The organism is Mesorhizobium sp. BR1-1-13 (genome assembly GCF_020165515.1).
Classification (GTDB): domain Bacteria; phylum Pseudomonadota; class Alphaproteobacteria; order Rhizobiales; family Rhizobiaceae; genus Mesorhizobium.
Genome location: NZ_JAIUIH010000006.1, coordinates 301,128 through 324,104, shown reverse-complemented (window position 1 = coordinate 324,104; position 22,977 = coordinate 301,128). Strand labels below are relative to the sequence as shown.

Sequence of the window (22,977 nt, the reverse complement as noted above, 5' to 3'; positions counted from 1 at the left end):
CCATGCCTTCCCTAGCCCTTTTCGATCTCCTGCCGGATTTCGGCACGCGCCCGCAACGTGTCAGCCAACCGAAGGCCGCCGCCGAGCACGAACCGGAAGCAGCCGCGCCGCAAGCCGATATCGGCACGCTGATCGCCGAAGCGGTCGCCCAGGCGGAGGTAGCGCTTGGCGAACGGCTTGCGGCTGCCCACGAAGCAGCGATGGACGCTGAACGCCGGGCGAATGCCGAGGAAGCGAAGGCCTTTCTCGAGAGCTTCGGCGGCGATGTCGGCGAGGCGGTCTCGCTGCGCATCGATGCCATGGAGGCGCGCGTGACGGACCTCGTCGCCGCCACGGTTGCCCGCATCATCGGCGGCATCGTCAGTGACGACCTGCAAAAGCGCTCGCTTGAAGCGCTTGCCGGTGCGGTCCGCGAAGCGGTCGGCGATGGCGAAGCGGTGCGCATAGTCGTTCGCGGACCGCTTTCCCTGTTCGAAGCGCTGAAGGCATCGCTCGGAGCGCGCGCCGCCAATCTCGACTTCATCGAAGCTCCCGGCTTCGATCTCACGGTCTCCATCGACGAAGCGGTGTTCGAGACGCGCATGGCCGAATGGGCGGCAACGCTCTCCCAGGTGTTGGCATGAGCGTCGCCGATGCCGATCAGGGCAGGCACGAGATCATCATCGTGCGTCGCGGCCATGACGACCACGAGGAAGGCCATCACGGTGGCGTCTGGAAGATCGCCTTCGCCGACTTCATGACGGCCATGATGTGCTTCTTCCTGGTCATGTGGCTGATCAACGCCGCCAACGAACAGACCAAGGCGGCGGTCGCCAGCTATTTCAACCCGGTGAAGCTGGTCGACCGCACGTCGAGCCGCAAGGGCCTGGAAGATCTCGGCGACGGTCCCCGCGCCATCGGGCTGACCGCCGACAATCCGGAAGAGGCGGCCACCAAGGCCGGACAGGACGGAACCGGCGGCGCGGGTTCATCCGATCCCAAAAAGGAAAAGCAGGAGCCACAGCAGTCGGAGCAGTCCGACGAACACCTGTTCGCGGATCCCTACGCGGTGCTTTCGGAAATCGCCACCAACACCGGCGTCATGCAGAACGTCAGCCAGAAGGGCGATGGCGGCGCGCAAAGTGCCGGCCCGGCAACGGGCGCTTCCGGCGGCGCCTCCTATCGCGATCCGTTCGAGCCTGATTTTTGGTCTCAGCAGGTCGCCTCGCCAGGCGCCGAGGCCAGCGCGCAGCGCGCCAGGATCGAAGGTGATCCGGTGAAACCCGGTGACAAGGCCGCCGAGGCGCAGGTCGCCAAGGTCAAGGCCGTGCCGCCTGCGCCGCCGGTCATCGCGGCGCCGCTTGAACCTCTGGCAAAGGACGGCAAACCCATATCGGCAATCGCCGAGGCGGGTGATGCGAAAGCCGGCGCTGCCGGGCTCGCGGACGCCAAGGTTGCCGCCGCCCAGGCCGCCCAGGCCGCCAAGCCCGACACCGGCGAAAAGGCGCCGGGTGCAGCCGCGCTCAAAGCTGCGGCCGATGTCAGGCAGCAACTGGCCGATGCCTTCAAACCTGGCGACAAGTTGCATGATGGGGTTTCCGTCGAAGCCACCGACAAGGGCGTCGTCATCTCGATCACCGACCAGCTCGACTTCGGTATGTTCGAGGTCGGCTCGGCGATGCCGCGCCGTGAACTGGTGCTGGCGATGGAAAAGATCGGCCGCATCGTCAACAGCCAGAAGGGCACGATCAGCATCAATGGCCACACCGACGCGCGGCCGTTCCGCAGCGCCGGCTACGACAATTGGCGGCTGTCGACGGCGCGCGCGCATTCGGCGTACTACATGCTGGTGCGCGGTGGCGTCGACGAACGCCGCATCACCGAGGTCGCCGGCTTCGCCGACCGCCAGCCGAAGGACCCCGCCGATCCGCTGTCGGCCGTGAACCGCCGCATCGAGATATTGATGGCGACCGGCGGATGAGGCGGGCGGTCTTCACCAGCCGCTTGATGGGCCTTTTGCTGTTGGCCGGCCAGCCTACGGCCGCCCTCGCCCAGGATCCGTTGCAGCCCTACCAGCTGGTGCGCTCGCTGCAGCTTATTCAAGACCGTATCGCCGTCGGCGACCACGCCGCGCTACCGATGCAGTCCAAGCTGCTGGAGATGATCGATACGCGCCTGCGCGAGGCGGACAAGGACGATTTCAAGGATCCGAAGAATTTTCGCGCGTTGCTGGTCTACGGCATGAGCGGCGGCAACCCGGTGACCGTCGAGGCGGCCGTATCGCGCGCCGCCGCCGATGCGCGGGACCTAGCCCTTGCCAGGGGCGTCATCGATTACCTGAACGGCCGCCCCGGCGAGGCCATCGAAGCCTTGAAGCCTGTCGATCCGATGGCGGAGCCCAGCGACCTGGGCGCCTTCCTTGCCCTGGTCAAGGGTTCGCTGCTCGCCGGCGACCAGCCGGCCGCGGCGCTGGTGTTGCTCGACGAGGCGAAACTGCTCGGCCCCGGGACGCTGGTCGAGGAGGCGGCATTGCGGCGCTCGGTCGGCATTGCGGTCGCGCAGCGCGACGCGGCGCGCTTTGCGCTTGCCTCCACACAATATGTCGAGCGCTATCTCTATTCGCCCTATGCCAGCCAGTTCGCCGACTCCTTCGTCTCGGGCGTGATTGAGCTGCACATGTCGATCAGCCAGGACAAATTGGCCGATATCACCTCGATGATGGATCCCGAGCGCGAGAAGGTCATTTATCTTCGCATCGCACGCCGCGCCGCGATCGATGGCCTGAACGAATTGTCCGCCTTCGCCTCGGCGCGGGCCGAGCAAGGCCGCGACGGCAACACCAATCAGGGCGATCCGCGTGCCCTGCTCTACTCAAGCCTGTCCACCGTGACATCGAGTACCATCGAGGACGTGCGCGCCAAGCTGGGCAAGATCGACCGCAGCCGGTTGTCGGACGGTGACCGCGCGCTGCTCGACGCCGCCGAGGCCATCGCCGGCGAAGTGGTGGCGCCGCCCGCTTCCCTTCCGACCGCCAGACCGGCGCCTGCCGAGGCCATGCCATCGCACGAGCCCGAGCCTGCCGCCGCGCAGGCCGCCGACGCCGCCGGATTGCCGCCCGTCGAGGGTGCTGTCTCCGAACAGCCGGCCGTCGCGCCATCCGGCGATGCAGTGGCAGCTGCGCCGAACGCGCCGGCTCCGGACGATGCGGCAACTGTCCTGCCGGCATCGGCGCCGGCGGCCGCGGCCAGCACCGACACGTCAGACCCGACCGATGCCGCCATGGTCAAAACTCGTCGACAGCTCGACCTGATCGACCAGATGCTTGGAGCCGCTCCGAAATGACCCCCAGCCTCGGTCCGGCGCTGCCGGGAATCACCACCGCGCGCACGACGGCGGAACAGCCGGCGGCGACCGGGAAGAATGACGACACGGATTTCGGCAAGATGCTGGACGACAAGGCCGGCCCGGCCCACCCGGACAAGCATCCGGCAGCCGGGGCCGGATCGCGCGATGAGCGCTGGAGCAGGCTTGCCGCCGGCACTGCCGGGCAGAAGGACGAGCCACTGCCGGCTGGCAAGGCAAGGATCCCATCCAGCGGAATGCCGGCCGCGAAAACAGCCAGGGACGACAAGACCGCCGAGCCGGACAAGGACACCGCGGACAAGGACGCCGATGGCGCAGCGGCCGAGACAGGTACGATGCGGCTCAAGGACCATCTGCCGTTGCTGATCGCGTTCCATGACCTGCGCCATTTCTCGACATCGGCCAGGCCGGCCGATACGAGCGAAACCGGGCAGGAACCGGCGCTCGACGGGCAGCTCCTGCCGAAAGCCGACCGGCCGAAATCCGCCGCCGGGCATGACGATCCCGAGCCGATGTCGAAGCCCGAGCGGGCATCGCTCGTCGATGGGTCACTGACCAAGCTCGATGGCCAGTCCATCCGCGAAGCCGCCGGCACGCCGAAACGCGACAATGCGATCGCGGCCGGGCCGCTGCCCGAGACAGCGCCGGCCGAAGTGCCGGACGTGGATCCGAAGCAGGCGGCACCACAGCTGAAGTCCATCGCCGATGTGCAGTCCTCCTTGCGGTCCGGGCCCGGAAAACAACTGTCGGCGGCAGGGCGCATCGACGTGGTCTCCGAGCGCAGCTTCCCTGCCCCGCCGCAGGCGCCGATGAGCCAGGCGGCCCTCAACGTGATTGGCGCCATAACAGCCGATGGCGGCCCGAAAACGGCACTTTCGACAAGCTCCGCAACCGCGCAACTGACAGGCCCTGTTGCCGCCGCGACACATGTGTTGAAGATCGAACTTCATCCGGCCGAGCTTGGCATGGTCACCGCCAATCTTCGCCTCTCCGGAGAACAACTTTCGATTGAGTTGAAGCCTCAAACACATGACGCCTACCACCGGCTGTCCTCGGATAGCGATGCCATCGTCAAGTCCCTGCGCGGACTCGGCTTTGAGGTTGACAAGGTCATGGTATTGCAACCTTCGGTAGCGGTCCCCGCAACGACCCGCACTGATGCAACCGCATCCTTGCAGACGGCAGTGGGCCGCGACCAGTCGTCCTTTCAACCCGGGAATTCCGGCGGCGGCAACAGCGGCGCCGGCGGCCAGCAACCGGGCCAGCAATCCGCGGGAAGGCACAATGATGACGCGCAAACACACGGCCGCCCCGCTTCGCCTTCTCGCGAGCGCGCTGGCGGCGATATCTTTATCTAGTCTCGCGGGTGCCGCCGCTGCCGCCACCAATGCTTGCGAACCGGAGATCCTACGCGCCGCCGACCGCTATGGCGTGCCGGCCGGCATCCTCTATGCCGTCGGCTTGACCGAGACCGGCAAGAAGGGCAGCTTGCAGCCGAACGCATTGAATATAGAAGGAAAAGCGGTCTTCCCGACAAGCCGCGCCGAAGCTCTTGCCGCTTTCGCCAATGCCCGACGCGAAGGCAAGATGCTGATCGATCTCGGCTGCATGCAAATCAATCACCACTACCACGGCGCGCATTTCCGCAGCGTCGAGGACATGCTCGATCCGCGTCAGAATGTCGATTATGCAGCGCGTTTCCTGGCCAGCCTTCATGCCCGTCACGTGACCTGGTCGATGGCCGTCGCCCGCTATCATGCCGGGCCCGACAACGACCCGGCGCAGAAGGTCTATGTCTGCCGCGTGATATCAAACATGGTGGCCACCGGCTTCGGCAAATGGACCGGCAACGCCCGCACGTTCTGCAACCCATGAGCGTATTCTTGCATCTCATGCAATCAGTCGCAAAGTCTCGGCGTTGCGCTTCGACTTGGCCGGGACTTGGAGCACGAAGCATATCTCACCCCACGCTAATGCAACCGATGCGATTCCGGACTCCCAAGAAACTAGTTACAAGAAATGATGGTTGTTCAGGATTCCTGCCAGCGGATACGGCTTTCCCCACGGGGCAGATGAGCTGATTCGGAGGCGGGGCCGATGATCGTTATCGTTGACGAGCGAGAGCTCGTGACAGACGGATACAATTCACTTTTTGACCGCGAGGGCATCGCCTGCGCCGGCTTCGCTTCCGGCGAATTCGGCGAGTGGGTGAACTCGGCCGCCGATGCCGATCTGCGCTCGGTCCGGGCCTTCCTCATCGGCGACTGCCGCGAAGGCGCGATCTCTCCGCGCCAGATCCGCGACCGCACCGGAGCCCCGGTGATTGCTCTCAGCGAGCAGCATTCGCTGGAAAACACGTTGCGGCTGTTCGAGAGCGGTGTCGATGACGTCATCCGCAAGCCGGTCCATATCCGCGAGATCCTGGCTCGCATAACAGCCATCCGCCGCCGCGCCAACGAGGATGCCGCCTTTACCGAGATCGGCGCCATGCGCATCTTCATGGATGGCCGCGACCCTGAAATCGATGGCCAGCCGCTTCCCTTGCCGCGCCGTGAGCGCCGCATCCTCGAATATCTGGCAAGCAATCGCGGCCGCCGCGTCACCAAGACCCAAGTATTCAACGCCATCTACGGCATCTTCGACGAAGAGGTCGAGGAGAACGTGGTGGAAAGTCACATCAGCAAGCTGCGCAAGAAGCTGCGCGAGAAGCTGGGCACCGATCCGATCGATTCCAAGCGCTTCCTCGGCTACCGGCTGGTGTTCTGATGCGCCGCCGCGCCAGCCTCGCGCAAGACAGGACGCGTAGCCTCGCTGCCAGTGGCATGGACATTGCGGAGACATTTCGATGAGCCTCTACGGGATGATGCGGACCGGCGTTTCCGGCATGAACGCGCAGGCCAACCGTCTGTCGACGACAGCCGACAACATCGCCAATTCCGATACCACCGGCTACAAGCGGTCCTCCGCCGAATTTTCAACGCTGGTCATGCCCTCGACGGGCGGCGCCTATAATTCCGGCGGCATCACCACCACGATCCGGCAGGCGGTCAGCGATCCCGGCGTGCTCCAATACACCACCTCTGTCTCCGATCTTGCCGTCAGCGGCGACGGCTTCTTTGTCGTCCAGGACCCGAGCGGTACGCCTTTCCTGACCCGCGCCGGCGCCTTCGTTCCCGATGGACAGGGCAGGCTGGTCAACTCGGCCGGCTTCCAGCTGATGGCCTACAGCTACGAAAATGGCGTGCCGGCGGCGACGGTGAACGGTTTTGAAGGATTGGTCCCGGTCGTCATCTCCGACCAGGGAATGACCGCGACCCCGAGCACCGAGGGTCTCTACAGCGGCAACCTGCCCGCAGGCGCGACGCCAGTCGCGGCCGGCAACCTGCCCACCACCAACGCCGCAGGCGCGCAGTACACCTCGAAGTCCTCGATGGTCGCCTATGACAATCTCGGCAACAAGAAGCTGCTCGACGTCTATTTCACCAACACCGGCGCCGGCACCTGGCAGGTGTCGGTCTTCGACCAGTCGAAGGCGACCGCCGGAACGTCATTCCCCTACGCCGGCGGCGCGCTGGGCTCGGCCAACCTGACCTTCGACACGACCACGGGCAAGCTCACCGGCGCCGTCGACAGCGTCTCGCTCACCGTGCCCAACGGCAGCGCCTTTTCGCTGGATCTGTCGGCATTGACCCAGCTCGGCACCGGCTTCACGGTTTCGGACGCCCAGGTCAACGGCAACGCGCCGAGCACCATCGACAAGGTGCAGATCAGCAAGGACGGCACCATCTACGCCCAGTACAAGGACGGCTCCACCAAGCCGCTCTACAAGATTCCGCTGGCCGATGTGCAGAGTCCCGACCAGCTCACCGCGCTGCCCGGCAATGTGTACTCGCAGGGCACCGAATCCGGCGCGGTCCGCGTCGGCTTTGCCAATGAAGGCAAGCTCGGCTCCATCATCTCCGGCGCGCTCGAGAATTCGAACGTCGATATCGCCGAGGAACTGACCAACATGATCGCGGCGCAACGCAGCTACACCGCCAATTCGAAAGTCTTCCAGACGGGTTCCGACCTGATGGACGTCCTTGTCAACCTGAAGAGATAAAACCGGGCAACGCCCGTGAAAGACCCGCATGTCGCTTTCCACCGCATTGAGCATCGCCCAATCCGCGCTTATGAACACCGCTCGGCAAACCAGCGTTGTCTCGCGCAACGTCGCCGACGCTTCCAATCCGGACTATACGCGCCGCATCGCCGTCGTCACCAGCACGGCGCCGGGCGCGCGCTCGGTTGATATCCAGCGCGTAGCCAACGACCTGCTCTTCCGCCAGAATCTCAGCGCCCTGTCGGCGTACAGCGGCCAGAACGCGCTCTATAGCGGCCTGGATCAGCTGGATGTTTCGGTCAATGGCGTCGACAATGCGTCCTCTCCCTCGACCGCGATCGGCAATTTGCAGCAGGCGCTGCAGCTCTATGCCACCTCGCCGTCCAACCAGAATCTCGGCTCCAGCGTTATCGACGCGGCCAAGCAGGTCGTGCGCTCCCTGAACGAAGGTTCGAGGGCCATTCAGGACTTTCGCACCCAGACCGACGGCCAGATCGCCACCGCGGTAGACGATCTCAACTCGCTGCTCAGCCAGTTCCAGGATGCCAACCAGGCTGTCATATCAGGCACGCGCTCCGGCACCGACGTTTCCGATGCGCTGGACCAGCGCGACGCGCTTTTGAAGAAGATCTCGGACTATGTTCCGGTCTCGACCTTCACGCGCGGCGACAATGACATGGTCATCACCACGGGTGACGGCACGACGCTGTTCGAAACCATCCCGCGCACGGTCAGCTTCGCCCCGTCCTCCGGCTACAGCGCCGGTACCGTCGGCAATGCCATCTACATCGATAACGTGCCGATCTCGGCGGGAACCGGCGGCAACACCAGCGCCAGCGGCAAGCTTGCCGGTTTGCTGCAATTGCGCGATGGCGTCGCCTCGACCATGCAGAGTCAGCTCGACGAGACCGCGCGCGGCCTGATCACGGCCTTTGCCGAGACCGCGCCGTCAATGCCCGACGCCGCCGGACTGTTTACCTGGTCAGGCGCGCCGGCGGTGCCGGCCGCTGGCACGCTGGTCAATGGCCTTGCCGGCACGATCAGCGTCAATGCCGCCATGGATCCAAGCGCCGGCGGCAATCCGGCACTGCTGCGCGACGGCGGCGCCAACGGCGCGGCTTATGTCGTCAACACTGGCGGGGCCTCTTATTCCAGCCTTCTGGTCGCCTATGGCGACCGGCTCGATCAGCCGATGACATTCGACCCCGCCGCCGGGATTTCGGCGACGTCGAGCGTTGCCGACTATGCCGCCAATTCGATCGGTTGGCTCCAAAGCGTGCGCCAGCAGGCTTCGACCGCAGCCGACGCCAAGCAAGCCCTGGCGTCGCGCAGCGCCGAGGCGCTGTCCAACGCGACCGGCGTCAATGTCGACCAGGAAATGTCGCTGCTTCTCGATCTCGAACACACCTATCAGGCATCGGCCCGAATGATGAAAACCGTCGACGACATGTTGGCGGCTCTGCTCAGCGCGGTGGGATAATCCATGACCTCAGTCTCTTCGGCCGCTCTCTCGAACGCCATGCGCTATCAGCAGATGCGCATGCAGGCCGAGCTCGTCAAAGCCACGAAGGAGTCCTCGACCGGCAGGGTCGCCGATGTCGGCCTGGCGCTGGGCGGACGCACCGCCCAGTCCGTCACCTTCTCGCGCGATCTCGACCGGCTCAATGTCATTATCGATTCCAACGGCCTGGTGGCCGCCCGGCTCTCCTCGACGCAGACCTCGCTCGGCCAGCTCTCCAGCGTCGCGCAGACCTTGCTGTCGAGCCTGACCACCTCAACGTCGGGCGATTCTTCCGCCAACCTCACCCAGTCGGCCGGCAAGACGGCCGTCCAGCAGCTCGCCTCGATCCTCAACACCAGCGTGAACGGCGAGTATCTGTTTGCCGGCACCAACACCGACGTCAAGCCGATCAACGATTTCACCGCGGCCGGATCGCCCGCCAAGGCCGCCTTCGACGCCTCCTTCGTCGCCAATTTCGGTTTCACGCCGGATGACCCCGCCGCGGCAAACATTACCGCGGCCCAGATGGACGATTTCATCACCAACGACGTCGAGCCGCAGTTCTTCGGTTCGGGCTGGCAGGCCAACTGGTCGAACGCCACCGACCAGCAGATCGTCAGCCGCATCGCGCTCAACGAAACCACCGCGACCTCGACCAGCGCCAACAGCGACGGCATCAAGAAGCTCGCCATGGCGGCGGCCATGGTCTCCAGCCTGATGTCGACCAACATCAGCCAGGCGGCGAAGGACACCATCGTCGGCCGCTCGCAGTCGCTGGTTGGCGAAGCGCTGAGCGGCATCGGCCAGGTTCAGTCCGAAACCGGCATCGTCCAGAAGCGCGTGTCCGACGCCGTCGACCGGATGAAGACGCAGGTCGACCTGTTCGAGCGCCACATCCTCGATCTCGAAGCGGTCGACCCGGCCGAAGCCGCGACCCGCGTCGCGGACCTGACGCAGCACATCGAGACCTCCTTCGCATTGACGGCGCGGCTCCAGCAGCTCAGCCTGTTGAATTACCTGACCTGACAACTCTGAACCGGAACGGTAGAGCCAACGATGTACCAATTCTCCTACGCCGACATCCAGAGCACCTCTGTCGCCGACGCGAAGGACCGTGAACGGGAGCTGCTGACCCGCTCGATCGACATGCTGGCGGCGGCCGCCGCCCTTGGCCCGGCTTCGATGGAGGCAGTGGAGGCGCTGCATTTCACCAACCGCGTCTGGACCGCCTTTGTCGAGGATCTCGGCTCCAACGACAACGCGCTTCCCAAGGAACTGCGCGCCAACCTGATTTCGATCGGCCTTTGGCTGCTGCGCGAGGCGGAAGACATCCGCCAGGGCCGCACCCAGAATTTCGAGGGACTGATCGAGGTATCCCAGATCATCCGCGACGGCATTCAATGACCAATACGCTGAAGATATCGCTGAAGCCGAACGAGAAGATCTACATCAACGGTGCGGTCATCCGCGTCGACCGCAAGGTCACCGTCGAACTGATGAACGACGTGCAGTTCCTGCTCGAAAGCCATGTGATCCAGGCCGATGACGCGTCGACGCCGCTCAAGCAGCTGTATTTCATCCTGCAGGTGATGCTGATGAATCCGGCTGGCGCCGGCGAGGCGCGCGAAATGTTCCGCCGCTCCCTGCCGCTGCTGCTTGCAAGTTTCGAGGACGCCGAGATCGGCAGTGCGCTGAAACAGATCGACCGCATGGTCGGCGAGGATCACATCTACGAGGCACTAAAGGCGATCCGGTCGCTCTATCCGCTCGAACGCCGCGCGCTTGGCGGCAATGACGACGTTCCGGGCGCCTCGCGTCCGCTGGCTGTGGGAGCACGCTGATGACCGTGGACATGACGACGACGATACCGGTTGGCGCCAATCAGGCCAGCCAGCAGACCTCCAAGACCGCTGTCGACTACCAGTCCTTCCTGAAGCTTCTGATCGCCGAGATGAAGAACCAGGATCCGACCAAGCCGATGGATTCGACACAGTACGTCGCCCAGCTCGCCACCTTCTCGCAGGTCGAGCAGTCTGTGCAGACCAATACCAAGCTGGACCAGATCATGCAGTCCTCGGCGCTGTCGCAGGCCGATGCGCTGATCGGGCGCTCGATAACGTCCGCCGACGGCAACACGACAGGCACCGTCGCGTCCGTGCGCCTTGCCAGCAGCGGCCTCATCGCCGTGCTGGGCAACGGCACCGAGATCGCGGTCGGCCCCGGCGTCTCGGTCAAGGCGGCAAGCTGACGGCTCCGGCGGGCCGATCCCATGAACGAGGCCGACGCGCTCGACATCGTCCAGTACGCGGTGTGGACAGTGCTGACCGCATCCGCGCCGGTGGTGCTGGTCGCCATGGCGGTGGGTATCGGCATCGCCTTGATCCAGGCCCTGACGCAGATCCAGGAGATCACCTTGACGTTCGTGCCGAAGATCGTCGCCATCATGCTCGTGGCGGCGCTGACCGGTCCCTTCATCGGCAGCCAGATATCGGCCTTCACCAACGTCGTCTTCGAGCGCATTGAAAACGGATTCTAGCCGCTGCTTGCGGCGAGCCGGCCCGTTCTGTCCCGACGACTTACCGGCAGCAGCCTGCTGTCGCCATGCGGACCGTGTACGGCATAGGGTTGCATCCGCGGCGCGGCGTCGAAGCAACGCCGCACGGCTGCGTGGTCCTCCTCTATCCCCTTGTTGGACCATGATCTTTTTTTCAAGACGTTCGCTCTTTGCGGCACGATGCCATAGTTTCGGCAAACCATCCGGGGAAACGGATCACCGCAACGATCGGCAAGCCATGGCAGGGCCTTTCCTATGATTGACGAAAAGCCGGAGAGCGAGAGCGTTTCGGCGCTGGCGCCGTTCCGGCACGGCATCTTCCGCGCCGTGTGGTCGGCCAGCCTCGTGTCGAATTTCGGCGGCCTCATCCAGGGCGTCGGCGCCGCCTGGATGATGACCACGATCGCCACCTCGCCCTATCAGGTCGCGCTGGTCCAGGCCTCGACCACCTTGCCGATCATGCTGTTCGCGCTCGTCGCCGGCGCCATCGCCGACAGCTTCGACCGGCGCAAGGTTATGCTGGTCGCCCAGATCTTCATGCTGGTCGTCTCGGTGCTTCTGACCCTATTCACCTATTCCGGCTTGATGACGCCGTGGACGCTGCTTGCCTTCACCTTCCTGATCGACAGCGGCACGGCGCTGAACAGCCCGTCCTGGCAAGCCTCCGTCGGTGACATCGTGCCCCGCAACAAAGTGCCGGCCGCCGTCGCACTGAACTCGATGGGCTTCAACCTGACCCGCAGCGTCGGTCCGGCGATCGGCGGCATCATCGTCGCCGCAGCCGGGGCGGCGGCCGCCTTCGCGGCCAACGCGGTGAGCTATATCGGTCTCATCGTCGTGCTGGCGCGCTGGAAGCCGCAGGTGCAGCCGTCGACGCTGCCACGCGAATCGCTTGGCGCGGCCATGGGCGCGGGCCTGCGCTATGTCGCCATGTCGCCCAATATCGGCAAGGTGCTGGTCAGGGGCTCCGCCTTCGGCTTCAGCGCCGGCGCCGTGCTGGCGCTCCTGCCGCTGGTGGCGCGCGACGTCGTCAAGGGCGATGCCTTGACCTATGGCATCATGCTGGGCGCGTTCGGCATCGGCGCGGTCGGCGGCGCGCTGATCAGCGTGCGGCTGCGCCAGCTTTTGTCCAGCGAGACCATGGTGCGCTCGGCCTTCGCCGGCTTCGCCGTCTGCGCCTTCAATGCCGCCGTCAGCCACAATGCCTGGCAGACATCGCTCGGCCTGCTGGTCGGCGGCGCGTGCTGGGTGATCGCGCTTTCGCACTTCAACGTCACCGTGCAGATGGCAACGCCCCGCTGGGTCGTCGGCCGGGTGCTGTCGGTCTATCAGACCGCGACCTTCGGCGGCATCGCGCTCGGCAGCTGGATCTGGGGCATCGTCGCCGACGCGCATGGCGCCGGGACAGCGCTGATCGCGGCGGCCATCGCCATGCTGGCTGGCGGCGCGATCGGCCTCGTGCTGCCGTTGCCGCAGCAGCAGGTGCTGAACCTCGATCCGCTCAACCGCTTCAAGGAGCCGCATCTCGCGCTCGACCTGAAGCCGCGCAGCGGCCCCATCGCCATCATGATCGAATACATCATCCGCGAGGAGGACGTGCCGGAGTTCCTGGCCACCATGGCCGAGCGCGGCCGCATCCGCCGCCGCGACGGTGCCCGCAACTGGACCCTGGCGCGCGATCTCGAAAATCCGGCGATCTGGATCGAGCACTACCACACGCCGACCTGGCTCGAATATGTCAGGCACAACGGCCGCATCACCCAAGCCGACGCCATGGTCGGCGAGCGCCTGCGGGCACTGCACAGCGGCGACGAGCCGCCGCGGGTGCGCCGCGTGATCGAGCGCCCGACCACCGCAGGCACAGCGCTGGTCATGGCAAAGGGGCCGATCGAGCATTAGAGCAATTCCAGGAAAAGTGTATACGGTTTTCCCGGGAAAAGCGCGTAGCGCTTTCCCTTGGGAATTGCGTCAAAACAAAGAGTTAGAGTGGTTCTCCGTTCCGTGAAACGGCGAACCGCTCAAGGAGTGCAGGAAAGCGCGAAGACGTTTTCGTCCGGGCTTGCATCAAGACAAAGCGTTAGAGCGGACCCAGCCAGCGAAACGCGCGCTTCAGCTCGGCGACGCCATCGCGTTCATACCAACGGCCGTGCGCCATGATCACGCGTTCCGGATTCCATCCTATCATCTTTTCGACCGCCGCCTTGAGCTGCACCCTGGGGAAGGTCAATCGCAAATCGCGCGGCGTCTTGCCATCCGGATCAACGACACCAGCCGCCCTGGCAAGCCAGCGCCATGGCCAGCCAAGCTTCCGCAGTTCGAAGTTCTCGATCAGGTCTGTCAGGATCAATGTTCGGCTGACGGAATGGAAGAACACCATCTCTGTCATGAAGCTGCCTTTCACCGGCAGCGACTTGAGGTCATCGTCCCACGGGTAGCCCCTCTCGGCACCAAGCTCGTTCGCCTCGAAATCGATCCTGTCGCCCGCCTGCTCGCGAATTCCCGGTGCCAGCCAGATACCCGCATCCGCAAAGGCCCTGCGCCACATCGGAATCCACCAATAGTGGATCCGGTTCGGCCCGATGATGTAGCGGACCTTGCCCAATCCCGCGATCTCGGCCTCGATGCTCTCTGTCAGCAAGGTGGGTGAATGGACGAACAAATCGCCGCCGTTGACGCGGATGATGGTCATCCGCGTCGGAAACAGCATTTTCGGCCAAGGCATGCCGAAGCGGATGACCGGGCCATCCACGATCCAGATGTCCTTCGAAACCAGCTTTAACGTGTTGAGCGGCGGATATGGTGTGCCGTCGGCCATGGTCTGCTGATGTAGGATGGAGAACAAGCTTGGCCACGGCAGCTTCGCCTTGCACGAGCTCAGCCGGGCCGGCTCGGCAGCCTACCTTCGCCCGACCTACCCTTCGCCCGACAAGTCCCGGCGCGCTTTTTCAAGCTCCTCGGCATAGCGCCGCATCAGATGGCCCTCGGTCAGCAGTCCGAGCACGATATGGTCGGTGAAATCCTCGACCACGGCCAGCTCCTCGGCGCCTGCCCGCTGGAAGGTCTCGGCGGCCGACTGCACGTTCATGCTCGGCACCAGGACGGCATCCTTGTATTGCGCCAGATCGCGCACCGCCGTCTCGCCGTCGGACAGGTCGCTGTGCAGTTCGGCAACGATCAGCACGCCGACATACTGGTCACCCGCGTCGACGGCGATGACGCGCTGGGCCGAACCCAGCGGTACCTGCTTGCGGAAGGCCCCAAGCGTCGTGTCGGCATTGATGGTCTTGATGTCCTTGCGCATCATCGAACCGACCGTCAGGCTGCGCATCCAGCCGACGTCATGGGCGCTGCGGATCGTCTCGCCGCGCAGATGAAAGCGCCACGTCGAGAAGGAGTAGCCGAAGGTTTCGCGCACCAGGATCGCCGCCATGATCGAGGCCGCCAGGACGACGCCGGTTAGCGTCAGGTCGCGGGTCGATTCCAGCGCCAGGAACGTCATCGTCAGCGGCCCGCCGACGACGCCGACCGCCAGCGATGTCATGCCGACAACGGCAGCGACGGCGGGATCGATGCCGGTCGACGGCGAGATGAAAGCCATCACATCGGCGAATGCCTTGCCGAGCAGGGCGCCAAGAAACAGCGAAGCAAAGAACAGTCCACCGCGAAACCCCGAACCCAGCGAGATCGCGGAAGCCGCCAGCTTCAGCACGAAGACGCTGGCCACCACGCTCAGCCCATAGTTCATGGCGAATTCGCGATGCAGCGCGCCGTGGCCGCTCGACAGCACCTGGGGCGTGACCAGCCCGAGCAGGCCGACGATGACGCCGCCGATGACGGGACGCAGCGAGGCGTCGACCGACAGTTTGGCAAAGGCGCGTTCGACCAGCGTCACCAGATGCATGATGGCGATCGAGGCGGCCCCGCCAAGCAGCCCAAGCAGCAGGAAGGGCACGTACTGGCTGGCCGTGAGTGCCGGCAGGCCCGCAAGCTCCAGCGGGAACGGCACGCCGCCGAACATCTCGGCGGTGAGCGAGGCGGAGATCGCCGCGGTCATGACAGGCACCACATTGGCGACCGAATAGATGCCGATGACCAGTTCGAAACCATAGAAAGCGCCGGTCAGCGGCGCATCGAAAGCCGCCGCGATGGCGCCGGCGGCGCCGCAGCCGACCAGGATGCGGACATCGTTGCGGCGTAGCTTGAACAGCCGCGCCAGCCGCGAAGCCAGGCCGGAACCGACCTGCGTATAGCCGGCTTCCAGCCCCACAGAGGCGCCGAAACCGCTGGAGATCATGGTCTGGCCGGCGATGATGAACGTATCGGTCAGCGACATGCGACCGCCATAGAGCGCGTTGGCTTCGATCGGGTCGACAGGTGTGCGGAATCTCCGCTTTCTCAGCCAGATCACCGTCAGCCCGAGCAGGATGCCGCCGATCGCCGGGATCAGGGCCTGCATGGGGTGGGCGAGCGAGAACATGCCGGAAAGCCGGCCGCCGGGCTGTACGCCGAACAACAGGCCGTGCAGGTCCTGCACGATCTGGCTCATCGCGGTGACCAGTATGCCCGCCATGACGCCGACGATGCCGGCAAGGACGACAACCGCGATGCCTCGCGCTTCGAGCAGCGGGATCGAATTGATGAGCACCGCGCGCAGCCGGCGAGCGTAGACTTGCGGTTGATTCCTGGGCGATTGGTTTTTGGTAAGCACCGGAGCGGCTCGCCGACATCAGCAAGGCATTGAAAACACTGCCGTGCTGATACGCCGAGCGGCACCGCATGGCAACCACAATGACGGCGCCTGCGCGCCATTTGGGAGGGCCCCGTCCGGCCGCCGATGGTCAGGTCGGCTTCGGGTCGCCGGCCTCGTAGAGCACGAGATTGCGCTCGCCGATGCCGAGCGCCGGCCAGCTTGCGCGCCAGTCCACAAGGTGTGGCGCGGCGAAATGCGCGTCGAGCGCCGCCCTGTCACTCCAGACTTCCGTGACCCGGATCAACCCGGCATCGAGGACATCCTGCGCATAGGAGTATGCGAGGCAACCGGGCTCGGCACGGCTGGCAACAACCATGCGTTCCATCGCTGGTCTTGCGTGTTCGAGCTTGTCGGGTGGCAGACGAACCGTGCCAATGATCAGCAGCACGAGATTTCCTTTCGATGGTTGGGCAGACTCACTCTCCCACCCTCGCGCAAGCTTGGCCAGCTACCCTCGCCGGGCTGTCGCATGCTCGGCAGCCTCACGGTTTTCGAGGACCAGAATGGCGATAAGCGAAAGCATCCAGCCCGACGCCGTGGCCAAGAACGGCCGCGACGTCTTCTTCGCGCTGGGCATCGTCATCATCCTGGCCGTGCTGTTCCTGCCGATCCCGGCCTTTCTCATCGACGTCGGCCTTGCCTTCTCGATCGCCCTTTCGGTGCTGATCCTGATGGTGGCGCTGTGGATCCAGCGGCCGCTCGACTTCTCCTCGTTTCCGACCGTGCTGCTGATCGCCACCATGCTGCGGCTATCGCTCAACATCGCCACCACGCGCATGATCCTGTCGCACGGCAATGAAGGCACGCACGCCGCCGGCTACGTCATTGCCGGCTTCTCCAAACTGGTGATGGCCAGCGATTTCGTCATCGGCCTCATCGTCTTCATGATCCTGATCGTGGTGAACTTCATCGTCATCACCAAGGGCGCCACCCGCATCGCCGAGGTCGGCGCCCGCTTTACCCTCGACGCCATCCCCGGCAAGCAGATGTCGATCGACGCCGATCTCTCTGCCGGCATGATCGACGACAAGACAGCGCAGTTGCGCCGCCGCGAGCTGGAAGAGGAATCCTCCTTCTTCGGCTCGATGGACGGCGCCTCGAAATTCGTCCGCGGCGACGCCATCGCCGGCCTCATCATCACCGCCATCAACATCGTCGGCGGCATCGCCATCGGCTATATCAGGCACGGCATGGGCATGGGCGAGGCCGCCGACGTGTTCATCAAGCTGTCGGTCGGCGACGGTCTGGTCACCCAGATCCCGGCGCTCATCGTCTCGCTCGCCGCCGGCCTGCTGGTTTCCAAGGGCGGTACGCGCGGTTCGACGAACCAGGCCGTGTTCGGCCAGCTCGGCGCGCATCCGCGCGCGCTCTATGTGGCGGCGGCGCTGCTGGTGCTGCTCGGCCTGATGCCCGGCCTGCCCTTCTTCCCCTTCTTCGCGCTCGCCGGCGGCATGGCCGGCCTCGGCTATGTCATTCCGATGCGCCACAACCGGGCCATGGCCGAGGCCGAGGCGCTGAAGAACCAGGAGAAGGCGACCAAGGCCGAGGAAGAGAAGAACTCGGTCAAGGCCTCGCTGGCCACCGCCGAGATCGAACTTCTGATCGGCAAGCAGCTTTCGACCCGGCTGCTGGTCTCGCATCAGGAGCTGGTCTTCCGCATGGCCAAGATGCGCAAGAAGTTCGCCCAGCAATATGGCTTCGTCGTGCCCGAAGTGCGCGTCGCCGACGATTTCGCCATCCCGCCGAAAAGTTATCAGATCAAGGTGCATGGAACGGTGGTCGCCGAATATTCTATGCGTGTCGGGGAGATCATGGTGCTGCTCGGCAACCGCGACGTTCCCGAAATTCCGGGCGAAGAGATCCGCGAGCCGGCCTTCGGCATGCGCGCCTATTCCGTCATGGAAACATTCGCCGAGGATCTGAAGCGCGAGAACTACACCTTCGCCGACAATATGTCGGTGCTGCTCACCCACCTCTCCGAGGTCATCCGCAACAACCTGCCGCAGCTTCTGTCCTACAAGGACATGAAGGCGCTGCTGGAGCGCCAGGATCAGGAATACCGCAAGCTCGCCGACGAGATCTGCACCACGCACATCTCCTATCCCGGCCTGCAGGCAGTGCTGAAGCTGCTGCTCGCCGAGCGTGTCTCCATCCGCAACCTGCACCTTATCATCGAAGCCATCGCCGAGATCGCACCGCATGTGCGCCGCACCGAGCAGATCGTCGAGCATGTCCGCATCCGCATGGCGCAGCAGATCTGCGGCGATCTTTCGGAGGGCGGCGTGCTCAAGGTGTTGCGTCTCGGCAACCGCTGGGACCTCGCCTTCCATCAGAGCCTCAAGCGCGACGCCAAGGGCGAGGTACGCGAGTTCGATATCGATCCGCGCCAGCTGGAAGAATTCGGCCAGGACGCCACCAAGGCGATCAAGAAATTCCTCGAAGCCGGCGAGCGTTTCGTCCTCGTCACCGCGCCCGACGCACGCCCTTATGTGCGCATGATCATCGAGCGGCTGTTCACCACGCTGCCGGTGCTCTCGCATGTCGAAATCGCCAAGGGCGTCGAGATCAGGGTGCTCGGGACGATATCGTGAGCGTTCTCTCGCAAGCGGTCGTCATCGCGGCGTTCCTCGCCTTCTGCCGCATCGGCGCCTGCTTCATGCTGATGCCTGGCCTGTCCAGCGCCCGCATCCCGGTGCAGGTCAGGCTGTTCGTGGCGGTCGCCGCGACCGGCGGCCTGCTCGCCTTCCTGTGGGACAAGATCTTTCCCTTCGTCGATCCGCGTCCGCAGATCCTGGTGCCGATGATCGTCTCCGAACTCCTGGTCGGCGGCCTGATCGGCGCCATGACCAGGCTCTACATGGAAGCCCTGCGCTTCATGGGGTCGGCCATCGCCATGCTGATCGGCTATGGCGGCTCGGGCGGGCCAGCGATCGAGGAGCCTGAACCGCAGGCGGCGCTCGCCGCCATGATCTCGTTCTCGGCGCTGCTGCTGTTGTTCGTCTTCGACTTCGACCATGAGATCATACGCGCGCTGGTGACGTCGTATACGGTCGCGCCGGTCAACGTCTTCTTCAACCCGCAGGCGGCACTGCTCGATGTCGCCGACACCGTGTCGGACACCTTCTTCCTGGTCATCCGCCTCGGCAGCCCTTTCGTCGCCTATGCCATTCTCGTCAATCTGACCATCGGCTTCGTCAACAAGCTGACGCCGCAGATCCCGATCTACTTCATCTCCCAGCCCTTCGTCATCGCCGGCGGCATGCTCATCTTCTATTTCGCCGTCGGCTCCATGCTGTCGCTGTTCGTCGACGGCTTTGTCGACCTGACGCTGGCGAGGTGACATGAGCACGCGCAAGGACCGCCTGAAGAAGCTGGTCAAGGTGCAGGAACAGTTGAAGGCGCTGCACGAGACGCGCCACGCCACCCTCCTCGCTGCCGCAAATGCCGCCGAAGCCGAGGCCAAGGCACTGGTCGAGCATTTCGATAAGGACAATTCCCTCTCCGGCCTTTTCCCCGATCTCTACCACCGCCGCATCGCACAGGCCGTCGTGCGCCAGGAGGCGAACCTCGAAAGCGCCAGGCAGGAAGCCGGCCTCGTCGCGTCGGCAACCGCGCGCACCAACATGGTCGAGCGCGCCTACAAGGACGTTCGCAATCGCGACGAACGTGAACGCTCAGACCGCGAACGGCTGGATTTGATCGCGCAGAAGCGGACTGACGGGTAGCCGGCAAGGTTCTGCTATCGACCCCAAGCGGACGCAGCAATCGCTCAGATGCTCGACTAAGATGGCGCGGACGGCGCGTGGTTGGCCCTGTCACCATATGCTTAGCCGGCGTCATCAGTCGCTCGCGTTCCTTTGCGTTCCCTTTGGCTGCCCTTGATGAAGTCGAGCATGAGCGAGACGGCCGGTGCCGCGTGCGTCTCGAGTAGGAAATGGCCGGCGTCGAAAATATGGGCTTCCATCCTCGGCAGAGCCTGCATCCATGACAGGACCTCGGTCAGGTCGAAGAATGCATCGTGCCGTCCCCAGAGCATCAAGGCGGGCGGCTGCCGGCGCGCGAGATATTCGCCGATGGCGTCGAACCGGGCGGCATAGTTCCCATAGTCGGCGATGAGCGCCCGCTGTGTGTCCAGCCGGCCGGGAAGTTGCATCATCCGCCAATCCTCCTCCCAGACTTCGGCCGGGATCCGCTTGGCCACATCAGGCGGGATCTTGGCGATGTACTGATCGCGCGTGCCTTCGTATGTCAGGTGTGCGGTCGCCGCCGCCTCGTTTTCCGGGTCCGGCCGCGACCAGTAGGCCTGGGTTGCCGCGTATTCCGGCCCGAACCCCGTTCGATGAGCGTTGGCGTTCTGAACGATGAGGCCCAGAACTTCTTCCGGCGCCTGCATGGCGATGTGGAATCCCACTGGCGCTCCGAAATCATGGAGGTAGATATAGCGCGGCCCGATCGCGAGTTGGTCGAGCAACTCCAGGATTGCCCGGCCGAAGGCGGGAAACGACGCCGAGGGTAGGACGTCGGACTCTCCAAAGCCAGGCAGATCGGGCGCGATCACATAGGCGGCCTGCGACAAAGCGGGTATGACCTCCCGAAATGTCCGGGCGGAACTCGGAAATCCGTGCAACAGCAATATTGCGGGCTTGGACGCCTCGCCTGCCGTGATGACCGACAACTCCGTGCCGCCAGACAGGCGAAGTCGTTGCCGGGTCGCCGCGTGCATGTGAGGGCTCCTCTCCTCGATCGTCTGACCTCCCGCAATGTCTGCGCAGACGTCACATCGATAGGTGGTGCAACCGGCTGGGCAGGCAACCCCAGCCACGCCGGTGCGATCATCGGTCCGGAACGTCCGCTCCTGGCGCCTGGCAGATCGATGACGCACGCCTGTCTTCCACCTCCCCTCCCCTTCGCAAGCCTGCCACAAGCTTGTTGAGGCATGGTCTCTCAAGGAAACCCGGCAAAAGGCGGACTTTCTTGGCGATTTCTCCACCCAGCGACATCGTTATGGATGTCGCCCGAGCCGCGGAACCGGCAGACATCGAGGCTGCCCGCGCCGCGCTGACGAAGCGGGCGGGCGGCGCTGCCGGCACGTTCTCGGTCGACACCGCCGCGTCGGTCGATGCCGGCTCGATCCTGTCGCGCGCCAGCGCCGAGCATGCGGCCGGAGCCGATCCGGCGAAAAAATTCAAGAAATTCGAAGCCATGGTGCTCCAGACCTTCATCCAGAACATGATGCCCAAGGATACCGAGGGCGTGTACGGCACGGGCCTGGCCGGCGACATGTGGAAATCGCAGCTCGCCGAGCGCGTCGCCGACGTCATGGCCGAGCGCGGCGGCATCGGCATCGCCAAGTCGCTGCTCGCCGACCATTACCTCGAAGGCAAGCGCAAGGTGCCGATCGGCCCGGTCTCCGGCGGGCCTGAAAAGACCGAGATCGACCGGCAGAGCCGTCTGTCCACCTCGCTCGTCCAGGAACTGCAGCGCAAGGCCGCCAGGTCCATGACCGGCGATGAAACGACCACAAAGACAGACATCAAGATCTAGACTGGGAAACGCCATGGCCGACTTTTCGGAATTCACCGCCAACCTGCCGGCGCGCACGGCCACATCGGAAGCCCCGGTCGCACTCGCGCGGCCCGGAAACCTTGCCGCCATCATCGGCCGCATCGAGGAAGTCGTCGAGCAAGAAACGGCCGGGCTGCGCAGCGACACCGGCTACGACCTCAAGGCATCGAACGCGCGCAAGAGCCGCTATCTCTATGAACTGACCCGTGCCATGCGCGGCGGCAGCGAAGCCGAGTTCCTCGAACAGCACCGCGAAGGTCTTGTCCGGCTTCGGCAGAAGCTGGCGAAGAACGAGGCGGCGCTCCTGGCGCATCTGAGCGCCGTCAACGAGGTCGCAGGTCTGTTGCGCACCGCGATCCAGCGCGCCGAAACCGACGGCACTTATTCCGCCGGCGAGTTCGGCCGGGCGCGCGGTTAGCGCGCGATGCTCGCCGGCTCGGGTGCCTGAATGGTCAAGGTCATCGCCATCGCGGTCTGGATCTGCGTCGCCACGCTCGGCGCGGTGTTCTATTCGTTCCAGGCCGCCGGCGAACGCGGCGTCGGCGAAAAGCCGAAGCCGATGCTGGGCGGGCTGGACTACGTCAAGACCGAGGTCATCTCGGTGCCGCTGATCCGCAACGCCAGGATCGACGGTTATTTCCTGACCAAGTTGGTCTACACGGTCGAACCCGAGCAGATTAAGAAACTGTCGATCCCGGCCGAGGCGCTGATCACCGACCAGGTCTATTCCTATCTCTATTCCAACCCGCAGATCGACTTCACCAAGAAGGAGACGCTCGACCTCGACGCCTTCCGCGCCGCGATCCGCGATACCGTCAACACACGCGTCGGCGCCACACTGGTGCATGAGGTTCTGGTCGACCAGGTCAATTTCCTGAGCAAGGATGAGATTCGCGACAACTGGCTGCGCCGCCGGCAGGAGGCCGGCGCCACGGCATCCGAGATGACCAAGGCCTTCAAGTCGCATTGAGCCGTGGGGATACACTGACCAGGCACGGTGACCGGTTCCTCGCCCGGTGCGGCGATCGGAACCAGGCCCTGCAATCCGCGTTGACGTAAACGTCAATCCAAAGCTATATGCGGCAGCGACCGTGGCCGCGAAGATGCATGGCCCTCGGGCGGATCATGCCGTGGCGCGACAGATGCAACCGAACAGGCAGATG

24 protein-coding genes are annotated in these 22,977 nt (G+C 64.6%); 20 read left to right on the top strand and 4 right to left on the bottom strand.

The window, feature by feature from the left end:
* The first annotated feature begins 2 nt into the window (after positions 1-2).
* The 14 genes from LB533_RS16975 to LB533_RS16910 all read left to right on the top strand — a co-directional run bounded on the left by LB533_RS16975 (position 3) and on the right by LB533_RS16910 (position 13,398).
* The gene (locus LB533_RS16975) at positions 3-623 is read left to right on the top strand and encodes a hypothetical protein (protein WP_140641586.1); all 621 of its coding nucleotides are present in this window, start codon (positions 3-5) and stop codon (positions 621-623) included.
* Positions 620-1,960 (top strand): MotB family protein, encoded by a 1,341-nt coding sequence (locus LB533_RS16970; RefSeq protein WP_140641588.1) that lies wholly within the window; start codon positions 620-622, stop codon positions 1,958-1,960. Before LB533_RS16975 ends, LB533_RS16970 begins: the two co-directional genes overlap by 4 nt.
* Complete coding sequence (locus LB533_RS16965) at positions 1,957-3,321, top strand: chemotaxis protein MotC (RefSeq protein WP_224557038.1); 1,365 nt, start codon at positions 1,957-1,959, stop codon at positions 3,319-3,321. Before LB533_RS16970 ends, LB533_RS16965 begins: the two co-directional genes overlap by 4 nt.
* On the top strand, positions 3,318-4,700 hold the full coding sequence (locus LB533_RS16960; protein ID WP_140641592.1) for a flagellar hook-length control protein FliK: 1,383 nt from the start codon (positions 3,318-3,320) through the stop codon (positions 4,698-4,700). The genes LB533_RS16965 and LB533_RS16960 overlap by 4 nt, the downstream gene beginning before the upstream one ends.
* Positions 4,630-5,217 carry a transglycosylase SLT domain-containing protein gene (locus tag LB533_RS16955; RefSeq protein ID WP_181169433.1) on the top strand — a complete coding sequence of 196 codons (588 nt, stop codon included), beginning with the start codon at positions 4,630-4,632 and terminating at the stop codon, positions 5,215-5,217. Before LB533_RS16960 ends, LB533_RS16955 begins: the two co-directional genes overlap by 71 nt.
* 222 nt (positions 5,218-5,439) lie before the next feature.
* On the top strand, positions 5,440-6,108 hold the full coding sequence (locus LB533_RS16950; RefSeq protein WP_140549660.1) for a response regulator transcription factor: 669 nt from the start codon (positions 5,440-5,442) through the stop codon (positions 6,106-6,108).
* Between the two features lie 79 nt (positions 6,109-6,187).
* On the top strand, positions 6,188-7,444 hold the full coding sequence (locus LB533_RS16945; RefSeq protein WP_140624290.1) for a flagellar hook protein FlgE: 1,257 nt from the start codon (positions 6,188-6,190) through the stop codon (positions 7,442-7,444).
* A 28-nt stretch (positions 7,445-7,472) separates the two neighbouring features.
* A complete protein-coding gene (gene flgK, locus LB533_RS16940; protein ID WP_140641594.1) occupies positions 7,473-8,924 on the top strand; it encodes a flagellar hook-associated protein FlgK in 1,452 nt (483 codons plus the stop codon).
* A gap of 3 nt (positions 8,925-8,927) precedes the next feature.
* Complete coding sequence (locus LB533_RS16935; protein WP_140496231.1) at positions 8,928-9,971, top strand: flagellar hook-associated family protein; 1,044 nt, start codon at positions 8,928-8,930, stop codon at positions 9,969-9,971.
* A 30-nt stretch (positions 9,972-10,001) separates the two neighbouring features.
* Positions 10,002-10,349: a flagellar biosynthesis regulator FlaF gene (gene flaF, locus LB533_RS16930; RefSeq protein ID WP_140496232.1), complete on the top strand. Its 348-nt coding sequence runs from the start codon at positions 10,002-10,004 to the stop codon at positions 10,347-10,349.
* Entirely contained in the window at positions 10,346-10,786 is a 441-nt protein-coding gene (gene flbT / locus LB533_RS16925) for a flagellar biosynthesis repressor FlbT (RefSeq protein WP_140496233.1), read from the top strand. Before flaF ends, flbT begins: the two co-directional genes overlap by 4 nt.
* Positions 10,786-11,193: a flagellar hook assembly protein FlgD gene (gene flgD, locus LB533_RS16920; RefSeq protein WP_140496234.1), complete on the top strand. Its 408-nt coding sequence runs from the start codon at positions 10,786-10,788 to the stop codon at positions 11,191-11,193. Before flbT ends, flgD begins: the two co-directional genes overlap by 1 nt.
* Positions 11,194-11,214: 21 nt before the next feature.
* A complete protein-coding gene (gene fliQ / locus LB533_RS16915; RefSeq protein ID WP_140641596.1) occupies positions 11,215-11,481 on the top strand; it encodes a flagellar biosynthesis protein FliQ in 267 nt (88 codons plus the stop codon).
* 273 nt (positions 11,482-11,754) lie between these two features.
* On the top strand, positions 11,755-13,398 hold the full coding sequence (locus LB533_RS16910) for an MFS transporter (RefSeq protein WP_140641598.1): 1,644 nt from the start codon (positions 11,755-11,757) through the stop codon (positions 13,396-13,398).
* 178 nt (positions 13,399-13,576) lie between these two features.
* Here LB533_RS16910 and LB533_RS16905 read toward each other — a convergent pair whose 3' ends face one another.
* From LB533_RS16905 to LB533_RS16895, 3 genes are all read right to left on the bottom strand, one after another.
* A complete protein-coding gene (locus LB533_RS16905) occupies positions 13,577-14,314 on the bottom strand; it encodes a DUF4336 domain-containing protein (protein ID WP_140641600.1) in 738 nt (245 codons plus the stop codon).
* Between the two features lie 96 nt (positions 14,315-14,410).
* Complete coding sequence (locus LB533_RS16900) at positions 14,411-16,207, bottom strand: chloride channel protein (protein WP_140641602.1); 1,797 nt, start codon at positions 16,205-16,207, stop codon at positions 14,411-14,413.
* A gap of 130 nt (positions 16,208-16,337) precedes the next feature.
* Complete coding sequence (locus LB533_RS16895; RefSeq protein ID WP_140641604.1) at positions 16,338-16,637, bottom strand: putative quinol monooxygenase; 300 nt, start codon at positions 16,635-16,637, stop codon at positions 16,338-16,340.
* 115 nt (positions 16,638-16,752) lie between these two features.
* Here LB533_RS16895 and flhA point away from each other — a divergent pair, with 115 nt between their 5' ends.
* From flhA to LB533_RS16880, 3 genes are read left to right on the top strand one after another with little or no spacing between them, the layout of a single operon-like run.
* On the top strand, positions 16,753-18,840 hold the full coding sequence (gene flhA / locus LB533_RS16890; RefSeq protein ID WP_140641606.1) for a flagellar biosynthesis protein FlhA: 2,088 nt from the start codon (positions 16,753-16,755) through the stop codon (positions 18,838-18,840).
* Positions 18,837-19,589 (top strand): flagellar biosynthetic protein FliR, encoded by a 753-nt coding sequence (gene fliR / locus LB533_RS16885; protein ID WP_224677780.1) that lies wholly within the window; start codon positions 18,837-18,839, stop codon positions 19,587-19,589. Before flhA ends, fliR begins: the two co-directional genes overlap by 4 nt.
* A 1-nt stretch (position 19,590) precedes the next feature.
* Positions 19,591-19,974: a hypothetical protein gene (locus tag LB533_RS16880; protein WP_224557032.1), complete on the top strand. Its 384-nt coding sequence runs from the start codon at positions 19,591-19,593 to the stop codon at positions 19,972-19,974.
* Between the two features lie 101 nt (positions 19,975-20,075).
* Here the strand turns inward: LB533_RS16880 and LB533_RS16875 are convergent, their stop codons facing one another.
* Positions 20,076-20,972: an alpha/beta fold hydrolase gene (locus LB533_RS16875; RefSeq protein WP_224677779.1), complete on the bottom strand. Its 897-nt coding sequence runs from the start codon at positions 20,970-20,972 to the stop codon at positions 20,076-20,078.
* A 281-nt stretch (positions 20,973-21,253) separates the two neighbouring features.
* On the opposite strand from LB533_RS16875, the gene LB533_RS16870 reads away from it, so the two are divergent.
* Genes LB533_RS16870 through LB533_RS16860 form a run of 3 tightly spaced genes read left to right on the top strand, consistent with a single transcriptional unit; the run spans position 21,254 to position 22,784 of the window.
* The gene (locus LB533_RS16870) at positions 21,254-21,793 is read left to right on the top strand and encodes a rod-binding protein (RefSeq protein WP_140641756.1); all 540 of its coding nucleotides are present in this window, start codon (positions 21,254-21,256) and stop codon (positions 21,791-21,793) included.
* Between the two features lie 13 nt (positions 21,794-21,806).
* Positions 21,807-22,232 (top strand): hypothetical protein, encoded by a 426-nt coding sequence (locus tag LB533_RS16865; protein ID WP_140641612.1) that lies wholly within the window; start codon positions 21,807-21,809, stop codon positions 22,230-22,232.
* Positions 22,233-22,262: 30 nt separating this feature from the next.
* The gene (locus LB533_RS16860) at positions 22,263-22,784 is read left to right on the top strand and encodes a hypothetical protein (protein WP_140549633.1); all 522 of its coding nucleotides are present in this window, start codon (positions 22,263-22,265) and stop codon (positions 22,782-22,784) included.
* The last annotated feature ends 193 nt before the right edge of the window (positions 22,785-22,977 follow it).

Excerpts from the sequence above, each read along its gene's own strand:
- LB533_RS16975 (WP_140641586.1), top strand. The coding sequence starts at position 3 with ATGCCTTCCCTAGCCCTTTTCGATCTCCTGCCGGATTTCGGCACGCGC.
- LB533_RS16970 (WP_140641588.1), top strand. The coding sequence starts at position 620 with ATGAGCGTCGCCGATGCCGATCAGGGCAGGCACGAGATCATCATCGTG.
- LB533_RS16965 (WP_224557038.1), top strand. The coding sequence starts at position 1,957 with ATGAGGCGGGCGGTCTTCACCAGCCGCTTGATGGGCCTTTTGCTGTTG.
- LB533_RS16960 (WP_140641592.1), top strand. The coding sequence starts at position 3,318 with ATGACCCCCAGCCTCGGTCCGGCGCTGCCGGGAATCACCACCGCGCGC.
- LB533_RS16955 (WP_181169433.1), top strand. The coding sequence starts at position 4,630 with ATGACGCGCAAACACACGGCCGCCCCGCTTCGCCTTCTCGCGAGCGCG.
- LB533_RS16950 (WP_140549660.1), top strand. The coding sequence starts at position 5,440 with ATGATCGTTATCGTTGACGAGCGAGAGCTCGTGACAGACGGATACAAT.
- LB533_RS16945 (WP_140624290.1), top strand. The coding sequence starts at position 6,188 with ATGAGCCTCTACGGGATGATGCGGACCGGCGTTTCCGGCATGAACGCG.
- flgK (WP_140641594.1), top strand. The coding sequence starts at position 7,473 with ATGTCGCTTTCCACCGCATTGAGCATCGCCCAATCCGCGCTTATGAAC.
- LB533_RS16935 (WP_140496231.1), top strand. The coding sequence starts at position 8,928 with ATGACCTCAGTCTCTTCGGCCGCTCTCTCGAACGCCATGCGCTATCAG.
- flaF (WP_140496232.1), top strand. The coding sequence starts at position 10,002 with ATGTACCAATTCTCCTACGCCGACATCCAGAGCACCTCTGTCGCCGAC.
- flbT (WP_140496233.1), top strand. The coding sequence starts at position 10,346 with ATGACCAATACGCTGAAGATATCGCTGAAGCCGAACGAGAAGATCTAC.
- flgD (WP_140496234.1), top strand. The coding sequence starts at position 10,786 with ATGACCGTGGACATGACGACGACGATACCGGTTGGCGCCAATCAGGCC.
- fliQ (WP_140641596.1), top strand. The coding sequence starts at position 11,215 with ATGAACGAGGCCGACGCGCTCGACATCGTCCAGTACGCGGTGTGGACA.
- LB533_RS16910 (WP_140641598.1), top strand. The coding sequence starts at position 11,755 with ATGATTGACGAAAAGCCGGAGAGCGAGAGCGTTTCGGCGCTGGCGCCG.
- LB533_RS16905 (WP_140641600.1), bottom strand. The coding sequence starts at position 14,314 with ATGGCCGACGGCACACCATATCCGCCGCTCAACACGTTAAAGCTGGTT.
- flhA (WP_140641606.1), top strand. The coding sequence starts at position 16,753 with ATGGCGATAAGCGAAAGCATCCAGCCCGACGCCGTGGCCAAGAACGGC.
- LB533_RS16880 (WP_224557032.1), top strand. The coding sequence starts at position 19,591 with ATGAGCACGCGCAAGGACCGCCTGAAGAAGCTGGTCAAGGTGCAGGAA.
- LB533_RS16875 (WP_224677779.1), bottom strand. The coding sequence starts at position 20,972 with ATGCACGCGGCGACCCGGCAACGACTTCGCCTGTCTGGCGGCACGGAG.
- LB533_RS16870 (WP_140641756.1), top strand. The coding sequence starts at position 21,254 with ATGGATGTCGCCCGAGCCGCGGAACCGGCAGACATCGAGGCTGCCCGC.
- LB533_RS16865 (WP_140641612.1), top strand. The coding sequence starts at position 21,807 with ATGGCCGACTTTTCGGAATTCACCGCCAACCTGCCGGCGCGCACGGCC.
- LB533_RS16860 (WP_140549633.1), top strand. The coding sequence starts at position 22,263 with ATGGTCAAGGTCATCGCCATCGCGGTCTGGATCTGCGTCGCCACGCTC.